The sequence below is a fragment of the Pseudobacillus badius genome, assembly GCF_002189605.1.
GTDB lineage: Bacteria > Bacillota > Bacilli > Bacillales > Domibacillaceae > Pseudobacillus > Pseudobacillus badius.
The window spans coordinates 1-14890 of record NZ_MWMM01000001.1 but is presented as its reverse complement, the minus strand read 5'-3'; the positions used below and the strand labels follow the sequence as shown (position 1 = coordinate 14890).

General features: G+C 42.8%; 15 protein-coding genes and 1 tRNA gene. 5 read left to right on the top strand and 11 right to left on the bottom strand.

Features of this window, described 5'->3' with window-relative positions; all coding sequences use genetic code 11:
* Positions 1-439 precede the first annotated feature (439 nt).
* On the bottom strand, positions 440-685 hold the full coding sequence (locus B1A98_RS00085; RefSeq protein WP_041099336.1) for a hypothetical protein: 246 nt from the start codon (positions 683-685) through the stop codon (positions 440-442).
* Between the two features lie 95 nt (positions 686-780).
* Positions 781-1542 carry an SDR family NAD(P)-dependent oxidoreductase gene (locus B1A98_RS00080; RefSeq protein ID WP_063384277.1) on the bottom strand — a complete coding sequence of 254 codons (762 nt, stop codon included), beginning with the start codon at positions 1540-1542 and terminating at the stop codon, positions 781-783.
* Positions 1543-1789: 247 nt separating this feature from the next.
* On the opposite strand from B1A98_RS00080, the gene B1A98_RS00075 reads away from it, so the two are divergent.
* The 3 genes from B1A98_RS00075 to B1A98_RS00065 all read left to right on the top strand — a co-directional run bounded on the left by B1A98_RS00075 (position 1790) and on the right by B1A98_RS00065 (position 5017).
* On the top strand, positions 1790-2314 hold the full coding sequence (locus B1A98_RS00075) for a sigma-70 family RNA polymerase sigma factor (protein ID WP_041099331.1): 525 nt from the start codon (positions 1790-1792) through the stop codon (positions 2312-2314).
* 13 nt (positions 2315-2327) lie between these two features.
* Positions 2328-3449, top strand: coding sequence for a DUF4179 domain-containing protein (locus B1A98_RS00070; protein ID WP_063384278.1), 1122 nt, complete (start codon positions 2328-2330; stop codon positions 3447-3449).
* A 167-nt stretch (positions 3450-3616) separates the two neighbouring features.
* On the top strand, positions 3617-5017 hold the full coding sequence (locus B1A98_RS00065; protein ID WP_063384279.1) for a S8 family peptidase: 1401 nt from the start codon (positions 3617-3619) through the stop codon (positions 5015-5017).
* 78 nt (positions 5018-5095) lie between these two features.
* Here B1A98_RS00065 and B1A98_RS00060 read toward each other — a convergent pair whose 3' ends face one another.
* The 3 genes from B1A98_RS00060 to B1A98_RS00050 all read right to left on the bottom strand — a co-directional run bounded on the left by B1A98_RS00060 (position 5096) and on the right by B1A98_RS00050 (position 8845).
* Positions 5096-5548: a GNAT family N-acetyltransferase gene (locus B1A98_RS00060; protein ID WP_063384280.1), complete on the bottom strand. Its 453-nt coding sequence runs from the start codon at positions 5546-5548 to the stop codon at positions 5096-5098.
* A 76-nt stretch (positions 5549-5624) separates the two neighbouring features.
* The gene (locus B1A98_RS00055; RefSeq protein ID WP_063384281.1) at positions 5625-5843 is read right to left on the bottom strand and encodes a YppG family protein; all 219 of its coding nucleotides are present in this window, start codon (positions 5841-5843) and stop codon (positions 5625-5627) included.
* A gap of 605 nt (positions 5844-6448) precedes the next feature.
* Positions 6449-8845, bottom strand: coding sequence for an immune inhibitor A domain-containing protein (locus B1A98_RS00050; RefSeq protein WP_063384283.1), 2397 nt, complete (start codon positions 8843-8845; stop codon positions 6449-6451).
* Between the two features lie 461 nt (positions 8846-9306).
* On the opposite strand from B1A98_RS00050, the gene B1A98_RS00045 reads away from it, so the two are divergent.
* Positions 9307-9729: a hypothetical protein gene (locus tag B1A98_RS00045; RefSeq protein WP_125474339.1), complete on the top strand. Its 423-nt coding sequence runs from the start codon at positions 9307-9309 to the stop codon at positions 9727-9729.
* 379 nt (positions 9730-10108) lie between these two features.
* Here B1A98_RS00045 and B1A98_RS00035 read toward each other — a convergent pair whose 3' ends face one another.
* The 6 genes from B1A98_RS00035 to B1A98_RS00010 form a co-directional block, all read right to left on the bottom strand.
* Positions 10109-10600, bottom strand: coding sequence for a YfbM family protein (locus B1A98_RS00035; protein WP_063384286.1), 492 nt, complete (start codon positions 10598-10600; stop codon positions 10109-10111).
* Positions 10601-10656: 56 nt separating this feature from the next.
* A complete protein-coding gene (locus tag B1A98_RS00030; protein WP_063384287.1) occupies positions 10657-11172 on the bottom strand; it encodes a barstar family protein in 516 nt (171 codons plus the stop codon).
* Between the two features lie 601 nt (positions 11173-11773).
* Positions 11774-12172: a DUF4279 domain-containing protein gene (locus tag B1A98_RS00025; protein ID WP_063384288.1), complete on the bottom strand. Its 399-nt coding sequence runs from the start codon at positions 12170-12172 to the stop codon at positions 11774-11776.
* A gap of 276 nt (positions 12173-12448) precedes the next feature.
* Complete coding sequence (locus B1A98_RS00020; RefSeq protein ID WP_063384289.1) at positions 12449-12796, bottom strand: hypothetical protein; 348 nt, start codon at positions 12794-12796, stop codon at positions 12449-12451.
* A gap of 146 nt (positions 12797-12942) precedes the next feature.
* Positions 12943-13015: transfer RNA gene (locus B1A98_RS00015), tRNA-Asp, on the bottom strand.
* Positions 13016-13451: 436 nt separating this feature from the next.
* On the bottom strand, positions 13452-14219 hold the full coding sequence (locus tag B1A98_RS00010) for a TIR domain-containing protein (RefSeq protein WP_240492434.1): 768 nt from the start codon (positions 14217-14219) through the stop codon (positions 13452-13454).
* Between the two features lie 64 nt (positions 14220-14283).
* On the opposite strand from B1A98_RS00010, the gene B1A98_RS00005 reads away from it, so the two are divergent.
* Positions 14284-14583, top strand: a complete 300-nt coding sequence (locus B1A98_RS00005) for a hypothetical protein (protein WP_063384290.1) — start codon at positions 14284-14286, stop codon at positions 14581-14583.
* Positions 14584-14890: the final 307 nt, after the last annotated feature.

Here is a 14890-nt window from a genome sequence, read left to right as displayed (position 1 = left end):
CTCACCTGTCCCGCTGATCCCGCAGGAGTCTGCGCGCCTTCCATTCTAATCAATAGGTTGGACAAAGCCAGGACAATTGTACGAAACGCTTAAGGTGAAGAAGAGGCGTTTGAAACACCATCCACTCTAATGGAACTAAGTAGATAGGCTCTCTCTAGACAAGCCTGTGCCAGGGGATCATCTGGTTCATCGCATGGAGCATACGTTGGATATGGTGGATACGGGCGATGCTTACTTTTTCTGCCATGAATCTCAAGAAAATGGCCAACTGGACTTGGGAAGACCCCAAAATGGTCTAAATAACGGACTCAGCGAGGTCTATCCTTCTCTCGAACGCCTTTAAAACCAATGAAAAATCAAAAAGGAGTTCGGAATGAGACCATTCCGAACTCCTTTTGTCGACAAGCTGAAAAATCGGCTCTCTCTTGAGAACCGGTTTTTATTGTTTTTCGCCGAACTTCAGGAACATGGTTTCATCTTCAATCAAATGGCAAACTGCACATTGCACTCTTCGTTCAGGACCGTTATAGACCGCATGGAAAGGGCCAGGATGATCCGATCCTTCAAATCGTTCCATCACTTCTCCTGTTTGCGGATCTAATCTGACGGCATAAGCGACCTGATCGACAATATTGAATCTTGAGCGGTTTGTCTTACAGCTTGGACAGCAATATCGCGTACTCATAAGAACCCCCTATGTATCATGATACCCATTAGGTTATCCGCAAGCCACGCTCATTATTCACCTGTCTGTTCGTGCTTTTATTGCATTCAAGCTAGTTAAAAATTCATTTTTGATTGGCCGCCGTCCACATTCAGACTCGCCCCCACAATCCAGGAGGCTTTATCGGAAGCAAGAAAAGCAACAACGTGGGCTACTTCCTCAGGCGTGCCGAAGCGACCCGCTGGAATGTCGTTTTTCACAAACTCTTTGATCCGTTCCGGGTTTTCTTCAAGCCGTCTCTTCCAATTTCCCGTTTCGTGTAAAATGCTTCCCGGCGCCACGCTGTTGACGCGAATCCCTTCCGAAATCACTTCATCTGCAAAAGCTTTCGTGAAACTGATCAAAGCTGACTTTGCATTGTTATATGTTACCTTTCCTCCGCTTTCTCTTCCATAGACTGACGTAATATTTATGATCGCTCCGCTTTTTTCTTTCTTCATATGATGAGCTGCCAGCTTGCTTACATGCACAGCAGAAAAATAATTCAGCTCCATCGCTTGATAAAATAGCTCCAGCTCTGTATCCATCGCTTTGCCGCCATTGCTGCCGCCGGCATTGTTAACCAGTACATCGATCGTCCCCTTTTGTTCAATAAAAGCCGCCACCAGCTTTTCCCGTTCTTCCGCATGTGAGAGATCGGCCTGAAACACAGATACCCGTCCCCCAAGCTCTTTCTGCGTTTGTTCCAGTGCTTCCATGCTGCGGGCGGCAATCGCAACATGGGCTCCCTCCTGGACGAAAGCCTCGGCAATGGCTTTGCCGATCCCTTTTGAACCGCCCGTAATCAGTACGTTTTTTCCATTCAGCTGCAAATCCATAAGATCCTCTCCTCTTCTTTTGCCAAAAGACAGTTATGTACATTCATTATAGCGGTTCGCGGCAAACAATTTAAAACTTACGCTCGTCCGCCGCTAGCGTGCGCTATACTTTGAAGCAGGTGCAGCGAAAAGAGCGTGTACACGAACAAATCTCTATAACTTTTAGAAATATTTTCTCGCAAATGATAGGAAGTGTCCTTTCCCTTCGTATTAATTAGTGAAAATGTATGAGAAAGGCGGTAACTAAATGGATGAAACGATTATCGTTAAACAGATTGTCCGCAAAAAAGAGATCGGCCTGGAATTGCTGATTGATCATTATGCCGGGCTTATTACCTCAATCGTCCGCAGACACTTGGGGAGCTTGCGGATGTATGAGGAAGAATGTGTAAATGACGTCCTCTTATCTATTTGGAAGAACATCGGAAGCTTCAATCACAAGCAAAACTCCTTCAAAAATTGGGTGGGCGCCATCGCTAAATATAAAGCGATTGATTATAAACGGAAATATATGAAGGACCGCCAAACGATCAGCTTATCGGACACAGAGCCTCCCTCTTCCGCAGATTCTGCCCTGTTGCAGCAAGAACTGCAAGAAGAGATCGACGAATTGCTGAGCCACTTAAATGAAAAAGACCGGGAGCTATTTAAGAAATATTATTTAGAAGACATCCAGCTGGACGAGATTGCCCATCGCACACACACCACAAAAGATAACTTGTACAACAGGCTGTCAAGAGGACGAAAAAAGCTAAAAGAAATTATTAGATAAGGCGGTGCATACAATGAAACATCCTTATGAATTATTTAATCAAATCGACAGTAAAACAGAGGAATATGAAGAAATTGAATTGAGCGCAGCGGAAAAAAACAAACTAAAGCAGGAAATGCGGGCCAGCATCAAGCCCCGCAAAAAGAAAAACCGGAAATTTTTAATCGCAGCCGCTTTTGTTCTGGCTGCAGCCAGTCCGGTTATGCTCACCAATGATCACGTATGGGCTTCTCTGTCAAAAGCGGGAAAACAAATCGAATTATTTTTTAACAAGCCAGAAAATGAATTTACGGGCTACAAGCAAACGGTCGATCAAACAGCTGCAGATAAGAACATCCATGTGACACTCAATGAGCTGATGCTGGATGACGGCCAAGTTTTGCTCAGTTTAAATATAAAAGCAGACAATGGGGACCAACAGAAATCAGTCATGCCAGGGCAGATGCAAGTAACAATAGGGGACTTCACCTTTGCCAACTCCTCTTACAGTGTGCAGCCGGCAAACGAAAAAACAGAAGATGGCAGCTCGAATTACCTTTATTCCTTTGATATCGATCATATCGACACAGACGGAGACGGCCTAATGGACGAGCCTTTCCAAATTCTTGATCATATTGATCCACAAAAAGACTATCCCGTGTCCATCCAATTCAATACCATGGAATACGAAAAAGCCGGCGGTGCCCATTCTGGCAAATACTCCGATTCTTTCGGCTCCATCAAAGGCAACTGGGCCTTCCAAACAACCATTAATGGGAATAATATCCAATCAAACACAGCGGTGTACCGTATAGATAAGAAGATCCATATCCATGAAAAAGACTTGAAGGGTGTGCTGAAAATCGAAGAAATCCGTGTATCTCCTGTGTCCGTTAAAATCCGCCATACCTTTGAATATACGAAAGGTTCAAGCGAAAGCCACCAAGTTAATCTGGTTGTAAAAGACGAAAAAGGGCGTACCTTGACTGGAAGCGGAACAGGCAGCGGGACAGACAGCCTATCAGAAATGAATGAGGAGCTGGAATTGACCTCTGATCTTGAGAAGCTCATCATTACTCCAAGCATCTTTGATAATCAAAAAAATAGTAAAAAGCTTCTAAAAGATCAGTCGTTCGAGGTCAAGGTGACAAAATAAATTACATTTCAAAGCAGGCAGTGCGTGACACTGCCTGCTTTTTCTCTTCCTAACATAATCTGCACAAATAATGAGAAGCGAACAAGGAGATACTAATTGTTAATTTCGCCGAACAGCAAGAAGGCCGGAATACCCGGCGGATAAAAAATACAACTTGAGGTGCAGGCATGCAAAAAAAAGGATTGATCGGGCTGTCCGTTTTGTTTTTAGGTGTGGCTGCTGTTGCCGTATTCAGCTTTTACGGACAGCAGGAAGAACCTGCGGCGCGCTCTGATGAAGATAGACAAGTGCGGCAAATGCAAGTGCGCAACTTGCAGCAAAGCCGCCCCCATATTTTAAAGGTCAACATGATCGGAGAAAATGAAAAGCTGAAAAGAAAGCTGAACAATGATCCCTCCATTAAACTCGTTCATCATAACGAGCAGGACAAGAGCCATTATTATAATAACGAAGTCATTGTGGATTTTAATGTGATCCCAACTGCAGCTGATATCGAAAAAATGAGCCGCGATATTGATGGCGAATTGACGGAAAAGCTGGATTCTGCTTATATTTTCAAATCCAACAGCCAACCGCCGGCTAAGCTGGTCGAGTATTTTCAGCGCCATCCTTATGTTGCCTATGCAGAGCCCCACTATATCTACCTGCCAAACGAAGTGAACGATACGTATTACCAAAATTATCAGTGGAATTTACCGGCTATTCGGACTGAAGGAGGCTGGGGAGTTACCCGCGGCTCGAAAAAAGTGAAGATTGCTGTTGTTGACAGCGGTGTTGACTTGAACCATCCGGATCTTTCCCATCGTCTGGAAAAAGGCTATAATGCCCTCGCTCCGAAAGAACCGCCCGCTGATGACAATGGCCACGGCACCCATGTCGCCGGCATTATCGCCTCCGTTCCCAACAACGGAGAAGGTGTAGCAGGAATTACATGGCACAACCCGATTATCCCGGTAAAGGTCCTGAACGCAGAAGGGATGGGCGGCTCCTTTGATGTCGCTAAAGGCATTCGCTGGGCAGCCGATCACGGCGCTGATGTCATTAATTTAAGTCTTGGAAATTACCAGCCCTCAGCTGTTATGGAAGAGGCCATCCACTATGCAATGAACAAAGATGTCGTTGTCGTTTCTGCCGCCGGCAATGATAACTCCAGCCAGCCGAGTTTTCCAGCAGCTTATCCGGGTGTACTGGCAGTGGCAGCTGTAGACTCAGAAGGCAAGCGCGCCCCCTTCTCTAATTATGGAGATTATATCGATATCGCTGCACCCGGTGTTCACATTGCCAGCACCTTTTCCCACGGACAATATGCGAGCCTGTCGGGCACATCCATGGCCGCTCCGCATGTGAGCGCCTTGGCCGGACTGATCCGTTCGATTGATCCGGATCTAAAAAACACTCAAATAATGGATATTATGACGCAAACGACGCAGCGAGGAGCAGCAGCCCTTCCTGATATCTATTACGGGAACGGAGTCATTGATAACGACAGCGCGTTGCGGGCAGCGTATAAAGAAAAATATCCATTCGGAAAAGACAACAGATGGCTGAACAAATTTTTTGGACAATAGAAAAGCTTGCAATAGGCACAGCAAAATGAAATACGCCGGCTTTGCCGGCGTATTCTCCTGGTTAGTGCCCTCCCACACCTAGTCTTTTTCGTTCTCCAGGTTTCGTTCCATTGTGGTACATACTTCATAAAAACCGAGTTTCTCGTAAAGCTGCTTCGCCCGGTTGCCGGCAAACACATTTAACTGCACTTTTCGATAATCTTTTGCTTTCAATTGCCGGAAAGCCTCTGTGCAGAGCTTCTCCGCTACTCCCCGGCTGCGGTAGGGCGGAAGCACATAGAGCTCTTGGATAAACCCTGCTGCTTCATCGATATAAAAATCACGCATCTCTCCTATAGCAATCCACCCTTGAATGACGGGTCCTTCCACATAAAGAAGATAATATCCGCCTCCTTGCAAAAATGAAGCCGCCAGCTGAAAAGCCTTTTCCCAGCTCGGCTGTACATATCCTACTGACGCTTCCTTCCATACATGCAAGGAATGCTGCAAAATTCTTTGCGTCTCTGCAAATGTGGCTTTTCTAATGGCCATTTGTCCTCGTCACTCCCCTGTGAACCAACCAGCCGGTTATTTCGGCTTCTCTTTAAACAGCTGGGCTATGAGCTTGTTACCTGTTGATAAATTTAGCAATCATCGGGCTTACCTGGCCATATATGCTGTTCAATTGCCGGGCCGTAGCGGTAATCTTCCCTATATCATAATTGCCTTCCTGATCCCGGAAATAAGATAACAAACTGGCATTTTGCGGATAGGACTGCCCCCGTGCCGGCCGGCGTCCCCGAACAGGCGGATAAGGTCCGCGAGGTTGTCTCGGTCCGAAAAGCATAAGCGCTGCACCTCCTTTGTACGCCTTATTCCATCCTATTCATTTCGTCCCATTCGGAAAGGGTGCGTACCCCAGATTGAAAAAATTTAAGACATTGAGCCTCTTCACAAAAAACAGGCTGCCGCAATGGCAGGTCCCGCTTTAGGTTTGACTTCTTCGTGATGGCAAGGATAGTCGGCTTTTTCCGCGCATGCCTGCCAAACAGGAAGGGGCATCACCTGTTGATGCTATACATTGTGCTCTTCCAATCGGATCCCCTGACTTTGGACCACTCCATTGATTGGAATGGAAAGCAACAGCCTCGTCTACAAGAAAATAAAAGGACGGCTGATGTTTCATTCAGCAGCTTGATGACCATATAAGTATTTCATTTTCAAATAGATATGGTTATATGACTGCCCTCTTTTATACATCCTGTTGATGGAAATGGAAGGCGCGAAGACTCCTGCGGGATCAGCGGGACAGGCGAGACCCCGCAGGCGCTTTTGGCGCCGAGGAGGCTCGCCGCCCGCCCCGCGGAAAGCGAAGCAGCCTGGAATGGAAAGCAACAGCCTCATCCACAAGAAGAATAAAAAAGAGGCTGCCTTAATGGCAGCCTGATATGCTTATTTATGAATCCATACAGCTCCAGCCGAATTATCTTTCGCTTCGCCGATCACTTCAAATTTCAAGCCGTGATTCGGCACATTGCGGCCAGCATCAGGAATCATTGTGTTCATATACTTTCTGACGTCATCAAATTTAGTAACCCCATTTAACCCTTTGTAAACGTAAAGCCCACGCGTCGGCGAGTCGACTACCCAAGCCGGTGCTTTATCTAGACTGAATGCAGCATCCGCCACTTGGTAGCGCGTGCTTTGATTAATCGTTGGTTTTCCGTTTAGCGTACCCATGATAGCTTCAGGATGGGAATCAACCACACCAAGGAAGCCTTCGCCAGGATGGATGCCCACCCAGTTATCCATATAGCTTTCATCGCCGTACCAAACAACTAACCCTGTATTGTATGCCACTCCGCGGGAATGCTTCAGCGCTTTGTCGGAGCCGGAGTAGTTTCTCCACTCAAGATAATAATAGTTGTCCTTCTGGAAGGTTCCATTGGAAATCTCAAAGCCGTCCGCTGTGAATTTTGGTGTGCCTTCTGCATCATCCTCAAACACGACATTGCCATCAACCGTCAGCTGTGCATTATCGAGAGCAAATCCGTCAAGAGAAAGTCCGCCATCTGTTACATACTCAAACACAAGCTTCACTTTTTTGCCGGCAAATGCGCTCAAGTCATAGGACTTGTCCACCCATTGGCCTTTAGATGATTCAGCACGGGTATCTCCATCTGTATCCTCGTCGCCGATCGTATCGATGGTCACCTCCTGGCCATCATTCGTCACAGCCTTGACACGCAAAAAGTCGTATTCAAATTCAATATCGTAATAGGCTTTGTAATCGAATACAGCTGTTTTGGCAGCCGTTAAATCGAATTCCGGCGACGTTAACGTGGTACGCAGGTCATCGCCTTTCGTGCTGTAGTAATATTTTTCCCCAAACTTTGGCGCAATGCCTTTGACTGTTTTTTGCGGCAAATTCACCTTCACTACTCCTGGGTTTTTCGACTTTGTTACGCTTTGGTCAATGAAGAACGCCAAGCCGTTCTTATCGATATCCCGGGAATCAATTTCAGTGATATTCGCCCAGTTTCCGCCCATGGTCTTCTGGAAAAACTCTTTGTTTTGAGGAGAAAAGCTCGTTGGCTCTGTGCCGGCGATCTTTCCGTTCCAGCTGCCGCCGCTCATGATGGACCAGGAAGCAACGGGTTCGCCATGTCCTGTATATTGCGTATCGTACTCATCCGGCAGGCCTAAATCATGGCCGAACTCATGGGCAAACACTCCGCCTGCTCCGTCTTCCGGCTGAATAGTATAATCAAATGCCGCCATATTGCCGCCCCAATAATCAACTTTTGCCTTCGATCCTTGTACGGGATACACGCCGTCAAGCGTCCAGCGATGCGACCAGATGGCATCATCGCCAAGCTCTCCTCCGCCAGCTTCCTGCCCGGTTCCGGCATGAATAATCATTAAGTGGTCAACCAGACCGTCCGGCTCATTTTGATTGCCGTCGCCATCAAGATCATATTGATCAAATTGATCATATTCCGATAAATCCATGCCTGAAGCAACTGCCGCATTCAACGCATCTTTGACGAGATCCCGAGGCCCTTTAGGCGCCATATTGTCATGTCCGCCATTCGGATTGTCATCTCCGTACTCTTTTGCAGTGCCAGGAAGGGTTAGCCAGTCGGAAACTGTTCCGTCCACGGTGTAGCTTCCCCCTGATTGTTCTTCGTAGAACTGCTTAAACGTTTTGACTTTATCGCCATTAAATAAAGTAAACTCCTTATCTCCGAACATTAACTTTTCGTAATGCTCTTTATTGAAATCGTCCGCATACATATAGCCCTCTTCTTGCACTACATTATTATGCTTAAAATCGCTGAATTCGGTTAACAGAACCAATACTTTATCTTCGCGCACGCCTCCATTGTAGTTTTCTTGTTTAGCAGGCTGGACCTTGACCGCGCCATTTGGCTTGCCTTTCTTAAAGTTCTCATGCCCTTTATCCAGCTGCTTAGAGAGCTTGTCCTTTTGCTTAGTTAGGAAATCTTTCGCTTTTTTATCAAATTGCTCATGCTGCTTAGTTGCGTATTTGTTGTTTGCACCAGGCTGCTTTTCCCCTTGCTTTTGCTTAATATATTCTTTTACCGCCTTATGCGCGTCTGCCGGAGAAGCATTTTTCGCCAGCAGTCCCCGTTCTTTTAAATGCTTCGCCAGCCTGTCCTCATTCACGATATTTAAGTCGATATCCGGCGATTCCATCATCGCTGCCTCCGCAGAAGCCGGAGAAATGTTAGCGCTTACAAAACCTCCTGTAAATATCGCTGATGCCGCAATCGTGCTTGCCGCCAAACTAGAAAGAAACTTTGAATTCCACCTCTGCTTGACCATCCTCATCCCCCTAGTAAATTATTATTTTGATATCCGAAACAATTTGATTATATAACTGAAGAACAAATGGTGTAAATATTCAAATAACTATTTTGGCGAAAAATGATAAAATAGGCATAGAATATTCTGGATATTTAAAAATTTAATAGGTAATATGACTTTTATTTACACGCCAAAAAAGCAAGCAGGAATCTGCCGCCTGTTTGAAAAAAGCCGATTTATTTTTTCAGGCCGTAACATAAGAAGAACCTCTCCTGCTAAATAGAACACAATTGACTATCCATTTTTAAAGCTATACACTCAGAATATACCATTAAATTACTTTTGTGTTTAATTTAAACAACTAAACGAGCAATCTTTATCTATGAAAACTAGATTGGGAGGTTGATTATGCCGCTGACCCGTCATCAAAACGCGGAAGAAAAGCAAATAGACTGCATGCTCATAAAGGCAGGGAGGTTATGAATAACAAACGTATGATATGGACCGTTTCCTTGCTCATCCTGTTATTAGGCTGGAGCGGATATTCTTATACCCGGCCGGCAATCCTGATAGCGGAAAGCTCTACTGGCAGCTGGGAAGCCTCCTACACTCCCGTTTCCTTCCCTAATCCTAAAAGCCTTTGGGAAGGAAAGGTCCAATGGAAGGGGCATAAAAAAATTGAGGTGAACCTTGTAGAATTTAAGGAAAATCAGACCGTGCGCACTTCTATTGACTTCCGCTCTGCTGTTCATCCCGGGGACACGCTGGAATTTGCGTCTCTAGGAATGGAGCCATCGAATAAAACGCACACCCTCTTTATTCAATGGAATGACGGAGAGAACAGCCAGGAGGATTTATTGAGCTTTGAAAAGAAAAAGAGGTGGTTTATTTTCCCGTTCTAGCAGCGGATTCACATGATGGGGAAGGACTCCCTCCTTTCGTCAGATAGACGATTACGCGTAAGAAAGGGGCTGCTATTCCCCTTCCAGCGTCTGGCGGAGCGACGAAAAAGAACCGGGCCTCTCAAAGGGAGAGGCTCTTTACACATTTGCGATCCAAGTAAGATAACAAGTGAGGCAAACAAGGCTAGATGGACTGTATCTTCTTTCTTTACAGCGATATGGGCACTGAGTTTACCAGCGATGATCATTCCGTGAGTTCCCTTCTTCCAAGCAAAGCTGCGGGAACAGTAGTGGCTTCTATCAGGCCCATGCAGAAATTATCCATAAGGCTCCCCGTTACCTTCAAACAGACCATCCAGTGCCCGGTGGAGGCTCTCTGTTACTGGATCAGCAGCAGCATCCCTTCTTCATGGCGAGCCGCTTCCGCAAAATAGCGAACAAGCTCTTCGTAGTTGTCCAATAAGTAGGCCTTATCTGCTTCCGTCCATTCACTGTACATCGGATAAATCTCCGCTTCATTGAACGCCTTGGCATCGAACCGGGCCGACAAGCTGCTGGCTGAAATACTGTTCAATGTATCAGCAATCTCTTTGACGCCAGCGGCAGACAAGTAACGGCAAGGTCCCATGCCGAGATCTTCACCTAACGGTTTTCCGCCTAAGATGGCATCACCGGCTAAAGAATCCGCCGCCCCGAGCTCCCCTTCCCCTGTTAAAAGAAAATAAATACCATGCCAAGCCTTGTCGATATCTACCTCTCTCTCACTCACCTCTTCTGTTTCATAAAGAAAGATCTCCACTGCCTCGGGCTGAGCGATCAAATGCTCCAGCTGTTCAGTGGAAATCCGATGATAACTTGCAATCATGCCCATGTCGGATGCCCTCCCTCTTTCATTATTCGCGCCATTCTCCCTAGGAAAATCTTACGCTACACATTCGTTACAATATGAAATTCACTTTCCTCTATATTTAATAGTTTTTCAGTTAATCCTTCCATAAAACCCTTCTCGCAGATCAACACTACATTAAATGCTGTCGGGGGATCAGGAAAATCATCATAGGCCCTCCCGCTTTTCCATTCCTGAATCGCGTCATTTAATATCTCTAAACAAATAGAAAGATCCTCCTCTTGTTCCTTAAGCAAATCCTCGCTATTCCTGATAACTAACAAAAACCCCTTCTTTTCAGGAAACCAGCTCAAATCATTGATGCATTCATCAAGGCTATCCCAATTATCTGAAAAATAAAAAGGAAGTTCTAGCTGTGTTTTCCATTCATTAAACAGGCTTCTTTTGTTTATGCACCGGCTTGCATCCATTTCAATGACATTCAACTCTTTTTGCCATTCCTTTGCATGCAGTAAGCTATCAAACTCGGCACTGAACTCTTTTGGTATCATATGAAATCTGGAAGACGGAGGCGAAAAAAATTCTAACAAAGTCAACGGAATCTCTCCTTTGAGTTATTTTCTTATATCCGTTTTTATCTTTCTCCATTTTCTGGCTTGGACTCTAAATAGTCAAGTACAGTCCTTTCTGCCCTGCCTTTTGATTTCAACGAAATCAAAAGGCAGGGCAGGGAATGAGTTTAAAGAACATTGGTTCATTTAACAATCTACTCAACATCAGCTATTTTCTTTCCCTTGATGATGAAAGTAAAAAAGATACTGAAATGGTATCTGTATATGAATGCTCAACTATCAATGTTAGTATGAGCATGTAGAACAAATAGAAAATTTTTGAGTGAACAAATCTTTCTTTTCGGTGGTGTTATCTTGAAAAAAGACCTAGTGAAAGTGATATTGGCTTTTGGCATTGGCGCGATTTTAGTGTTATTAGTTCCTTTGCTCTTTAATTATTTTCTATAAAGCGAACTGCTTTATGAAAGAAAATTATATAGCGCCTGTGGGTGAGGGCTGCACAAATTTAAACTATAGACTTCGAACAAACCAACGAGAGTAGCTGTTGTCTTTCTGGCTTCATTTCTAAGGCTTACTGTCGCACTCTACATATAAAAACACAATTTGCTTAAATTTATTACATATTTTAATAGATATATAGGTCTACCGCGAATTCCGCACCTATATCGCTTGCAAAATTGATAAAGCTGCTGTCTAGAGCAATAGCAGGCTTTTCATTTTCTTCGACGTTAATAACAACAAGGAATAAGTACTCTAAATCATAGGTTGTTTTTAGCTTTTTTAAAATATTTTTCTTCTTTTGAAGAATACTTATGAGCTTACTTAATTGGCACATAATATCAAAAGAGTGTTCGTAGTCAGTGTGAATCCACCAGTTCGTATCTTTTCTTTCCATATGTGCATTGGCGTTTTTCTCCCCTTTTACCCAATACCCTTGAGGCTCAATGCCTAGTCTCTGTGTAACAATATCCGGGTCAAAAGTGTCGCCGATTATCACAAACTCAGCATTAACATTTGTCGCCATTATGATGTGCTCCTTTTGCTTAATGTGTGAACCCGTCCTTGGCCTTGAAGTTAAGAAAGGAGACAGCCCAGTCCCCCTTCCTAATAATTAGCGTTAAACATTTACTATTGGTCATCTAGTAAAGCTTTGGACAAATGAACTACCGCAGCATGTTCGTCGACCTCACATATAATATTCGGAGTAAAACCTGCTGTGGACAAAATTCATCCGTCATTTTCTGGAATGGATTCCCTTGCTTTATACAACTAAAAGGATCATCAGCTGCCTCACTTAAGTCTATATTGGTCCGATTAGCGAACCGGTGTGTATGAGGAACAACCCTAATGCCTTTTCAGACTCATCCTTAAATTGATGGCCAGCCAATCTTATTTTTTCATTTAGCCTGGAAATTATATAATTACATATTACGTCAACTGTTAGATCGGTAACAATACTTTCAATTTTTTTCTCACTTAAAGAATCCATGAAAAAGTTAAAATTTACTCTGTAACTGTCTAGCGCCTTACTTGTACGACCTTCAGCCATTTTACCTTCCAAAAACCTTTTAAATAGTTGATTCAATGAATACTTCTCTTGTACAGCTGCACGTTCATTTTTCACTCGTTTTCCTCGTCCTTTAGCCATAAAAAACTCCCCTTCCCATTTGATCAATTGAAAAGGAACCGTTTTAAACTGCAAAAACGCCACCACTATCCTTTATGAAAGTCCTCGTATCATCCCAACAATAAAAACGCTAGAAGCAGTAATATAACTGCATGCTAGCGTAGGTATGATTCCGATTGGGTTCGAACCAGCGACCTCTACCTTGACAAGATAGCGCTCTCCCAGCTGAACTAAGGAATCGTAATGTTTAATGCACAACTATTCTATTAGCCAATTGGGCACATGCTCGTGATCAATCTGTGACCAAAATTTTCTCTTCTTAAGCCAATTGTATAAAGTTTTCCTTTAAATTGATTTTACAAATAAAAAAGAGCCACAACTCCTAACAAGTTTTGGCTCTTTTCTAGATTGTCAAACAAGCACAATATAAGCCTGTTTAATTTACACCTAAATTAGCGTCCCCTTATTTAATTGATACTCATATATATTGAATAAAAACATTATCTCACTGTTTTAGCGAAATTAATATCCGCTTGTTAACTTTGCAACCTCTATAGTACATATCATGGTATTTGCTTCTAGTCTCAGCTAAACCGCTAACGTTATACGACTACTGTGAACCAAAAGGACTGAGAAATCGCACGATAATAAAAAAGTTCGTTTAAAGCCGTTTTTTCTATAGTAACTGGAACTCCATTTTGGCATCTTTTAATTCTCTTAGTACAGCGTACTCAATTTCTTCTACTGAATTTTGATATGATAAATAAGCTATTCCATCTATATCGGATGGTTTTTCAACGGTTGATTTAAGAATACAACATACATTTGAGCGTCCAAGTTTACCATAGAAAAAACCCAACTCAAATATTACATTTTGTCTTGCTCTAAATTTGTAGCCAAGAGATTCTAAGGGAGCATCTTCATATAAAGCTCCAATATCATCTGGTGTAAGTAAAACAACAGCATATTTAACATCAGAGTATTTTTCAAACTTTTCCATCAGAGTTAAACCACTGTTTACATTTCTATTCAGAACCACAGGCTCTAGACCTACCCTACTTAGAATGCCTTCTATTTCTAATAAGGATGTTTTATCTCTTCCGTGAACTATAAAAACTTTTTTCCCATTTTGTTGAACCTTGACCTCTTTATTATTTCTAACTCCTTGCACTTTGTCATCAATAATATGAGGCAACATATCTTCAAGTATACTTATATGCGTCAAAAGAGAATCATATCCAATATCATTTATTGTTTTTCCTGTATTTGAAAAATGAAAATTCTCAAATTCAAAATTAGGAAGCCCCAAGCTTCCCGAGCAGATATTCAAGTTGGCGACATACTTCTCAAAGGCATCTGAATATCTCCACTCCTTATTATATTGTTTAATATCTCTGATAACTTTTTTTAGTCGAAATATGTCATTATTTATTGAAGGTTTCATTGGGTTACGCTCCTGTTTAACGTGATAAAATTATTATACATCATTTTCCTAAAGGAGTTATAATTTGGATAAAAAAAGAGAAAAGATAGTGAGAGGCTTAATAAAAGACTTAAGGGATTTGGACTTGAACTTTAATTCTTATTTAGACGATTCTGGATATGCCGATTTAATGGATAGCATTATAGAAGGTAAAATAAGAGCATTGAAATATTATCTTAACTACTTAAATATGACTATAGTCTCAAAGGAAATTGATAATATTACATTTGAAAGTGGTAAAGCAGTTATTAATTTAGAAATACTAAGAAACTTCATTTTAAATGAAGTGGAGTTAGAATTAGTGTTCCAACAAGAAACTAAATAGCTAGCTACTCCTTTTCAACACAAGCAAACTCAAAATATTCTAAGCACTACTCTCCATATTTTCCTTTCACACAAAATAATTTTTTACGTATTCTAAATTTCACTATAATGCTGAACATGTAGTAATAACATTTGAAAAACATTATTTTAAAGATATTATTGATAGTATTTTGGATTTGAGTCAATAATTTGGACACAAAAAAGTTAAGTCTTAGGCTGTTCTTCTAATTTGATCCTCAATGGCTTGAGGTGTTTGATAGCCAATACTGCTGTGAATTCTCTTTCGGTTATACCAGCCTTCTATAAAC

Bases quoted from the DNA above. Each gene is read 5' to 3' on its own strand.
- B1A98_RS00085 (WP_041099336.1), bottom strand. From the start codon at position 685: ATGAGTACGCGATATTGCTGTCCAAGCTGTAAGACAAACCGCTCAAGA.
- B1A98_RS00080 (WP_063384277.1), bottom strand. From the start codon at position 1,542: ATGGATTTGCAGCTGAATGGAAAAAACGTACTGATTACGGGCGGTTCA.
- B1A98_RS00075 (WP_041099331.1), top strand. From the start codon at position 1,790: ATGGATGAAACGATTATCGTTAAACAGATTGTCCGCAAAAAAGAGATC.
- B1A98_RS00070 (WP_063384278.1), top strand. From the start codon at position 2,328: ATGAAACATCCTTATGAATTATTTAATCAAATCGACAGTAAAACAGAG.
- B1A98_RS00065 (WP_063384279.1), top strand. From the start codon at position 3,617: ATGCAAAAAAAAGGATTGATCGGGCTGTCCGTTTTGTTTTTAGGTGTG.
- B1A98_RS00060 (WP_063384280.1), bottom strand. From the start codon at position 5,548: ATGGCCATTAGAAAAGCCACATTTGCAGAGACGCAAAGAATTTTGCAG.
- B1A98_RS00055 (WP_063384281.1), bottom strand. From the start codon at position 5,843: ATGCTTTTCGGACCGAGACAACCTCGCGGACCTTATCCGCCTGTTCGG.
- B1A98_RS00050 (WP_063384283.1), bottom strand. From the start codon at position 8,845: ATGGTCAAGCAGAGGTGGAATTCAAAGTTTCTTTCTAGTTTGGCGGCA.
- B1A98_RS00045 (WP_125474339.1), top strand. From the start codon at position 9,307: ATGAATAACAAACGTATGATATGGACCGTTTCCTTGCTCATCCTGTTA.
- B1A98_RS00035 (WP_063384286.1), bottom strand. From the start codon at position 10,600: ATGGGCATGATTGCAAGTTATCATCGGATTTCCACTGAACAGCTGGAG.
- B1A98_RS00025 (WP_063384288.1), bottom strand. From the start codon at position 12,172: ATGGCGACAAATGTTAATGCTGAGTTTGTGATAATCGGCGACACTTTT.
- B1A98_RS00020 (WP_063384289.1), bottom strand. From the start codon at position 12,796: ATGGCTAAAGGACGAGGAAAACGAGTGAAAAATGAACGTGCAGCTGTA.
- B1A98_RS00010 (WP_240492434.1), bottom strand. From the start codon at position 14,219: ATGAAACCTTCAATAAATAATGACATATTTCGACTAAAAAAAGTTATC.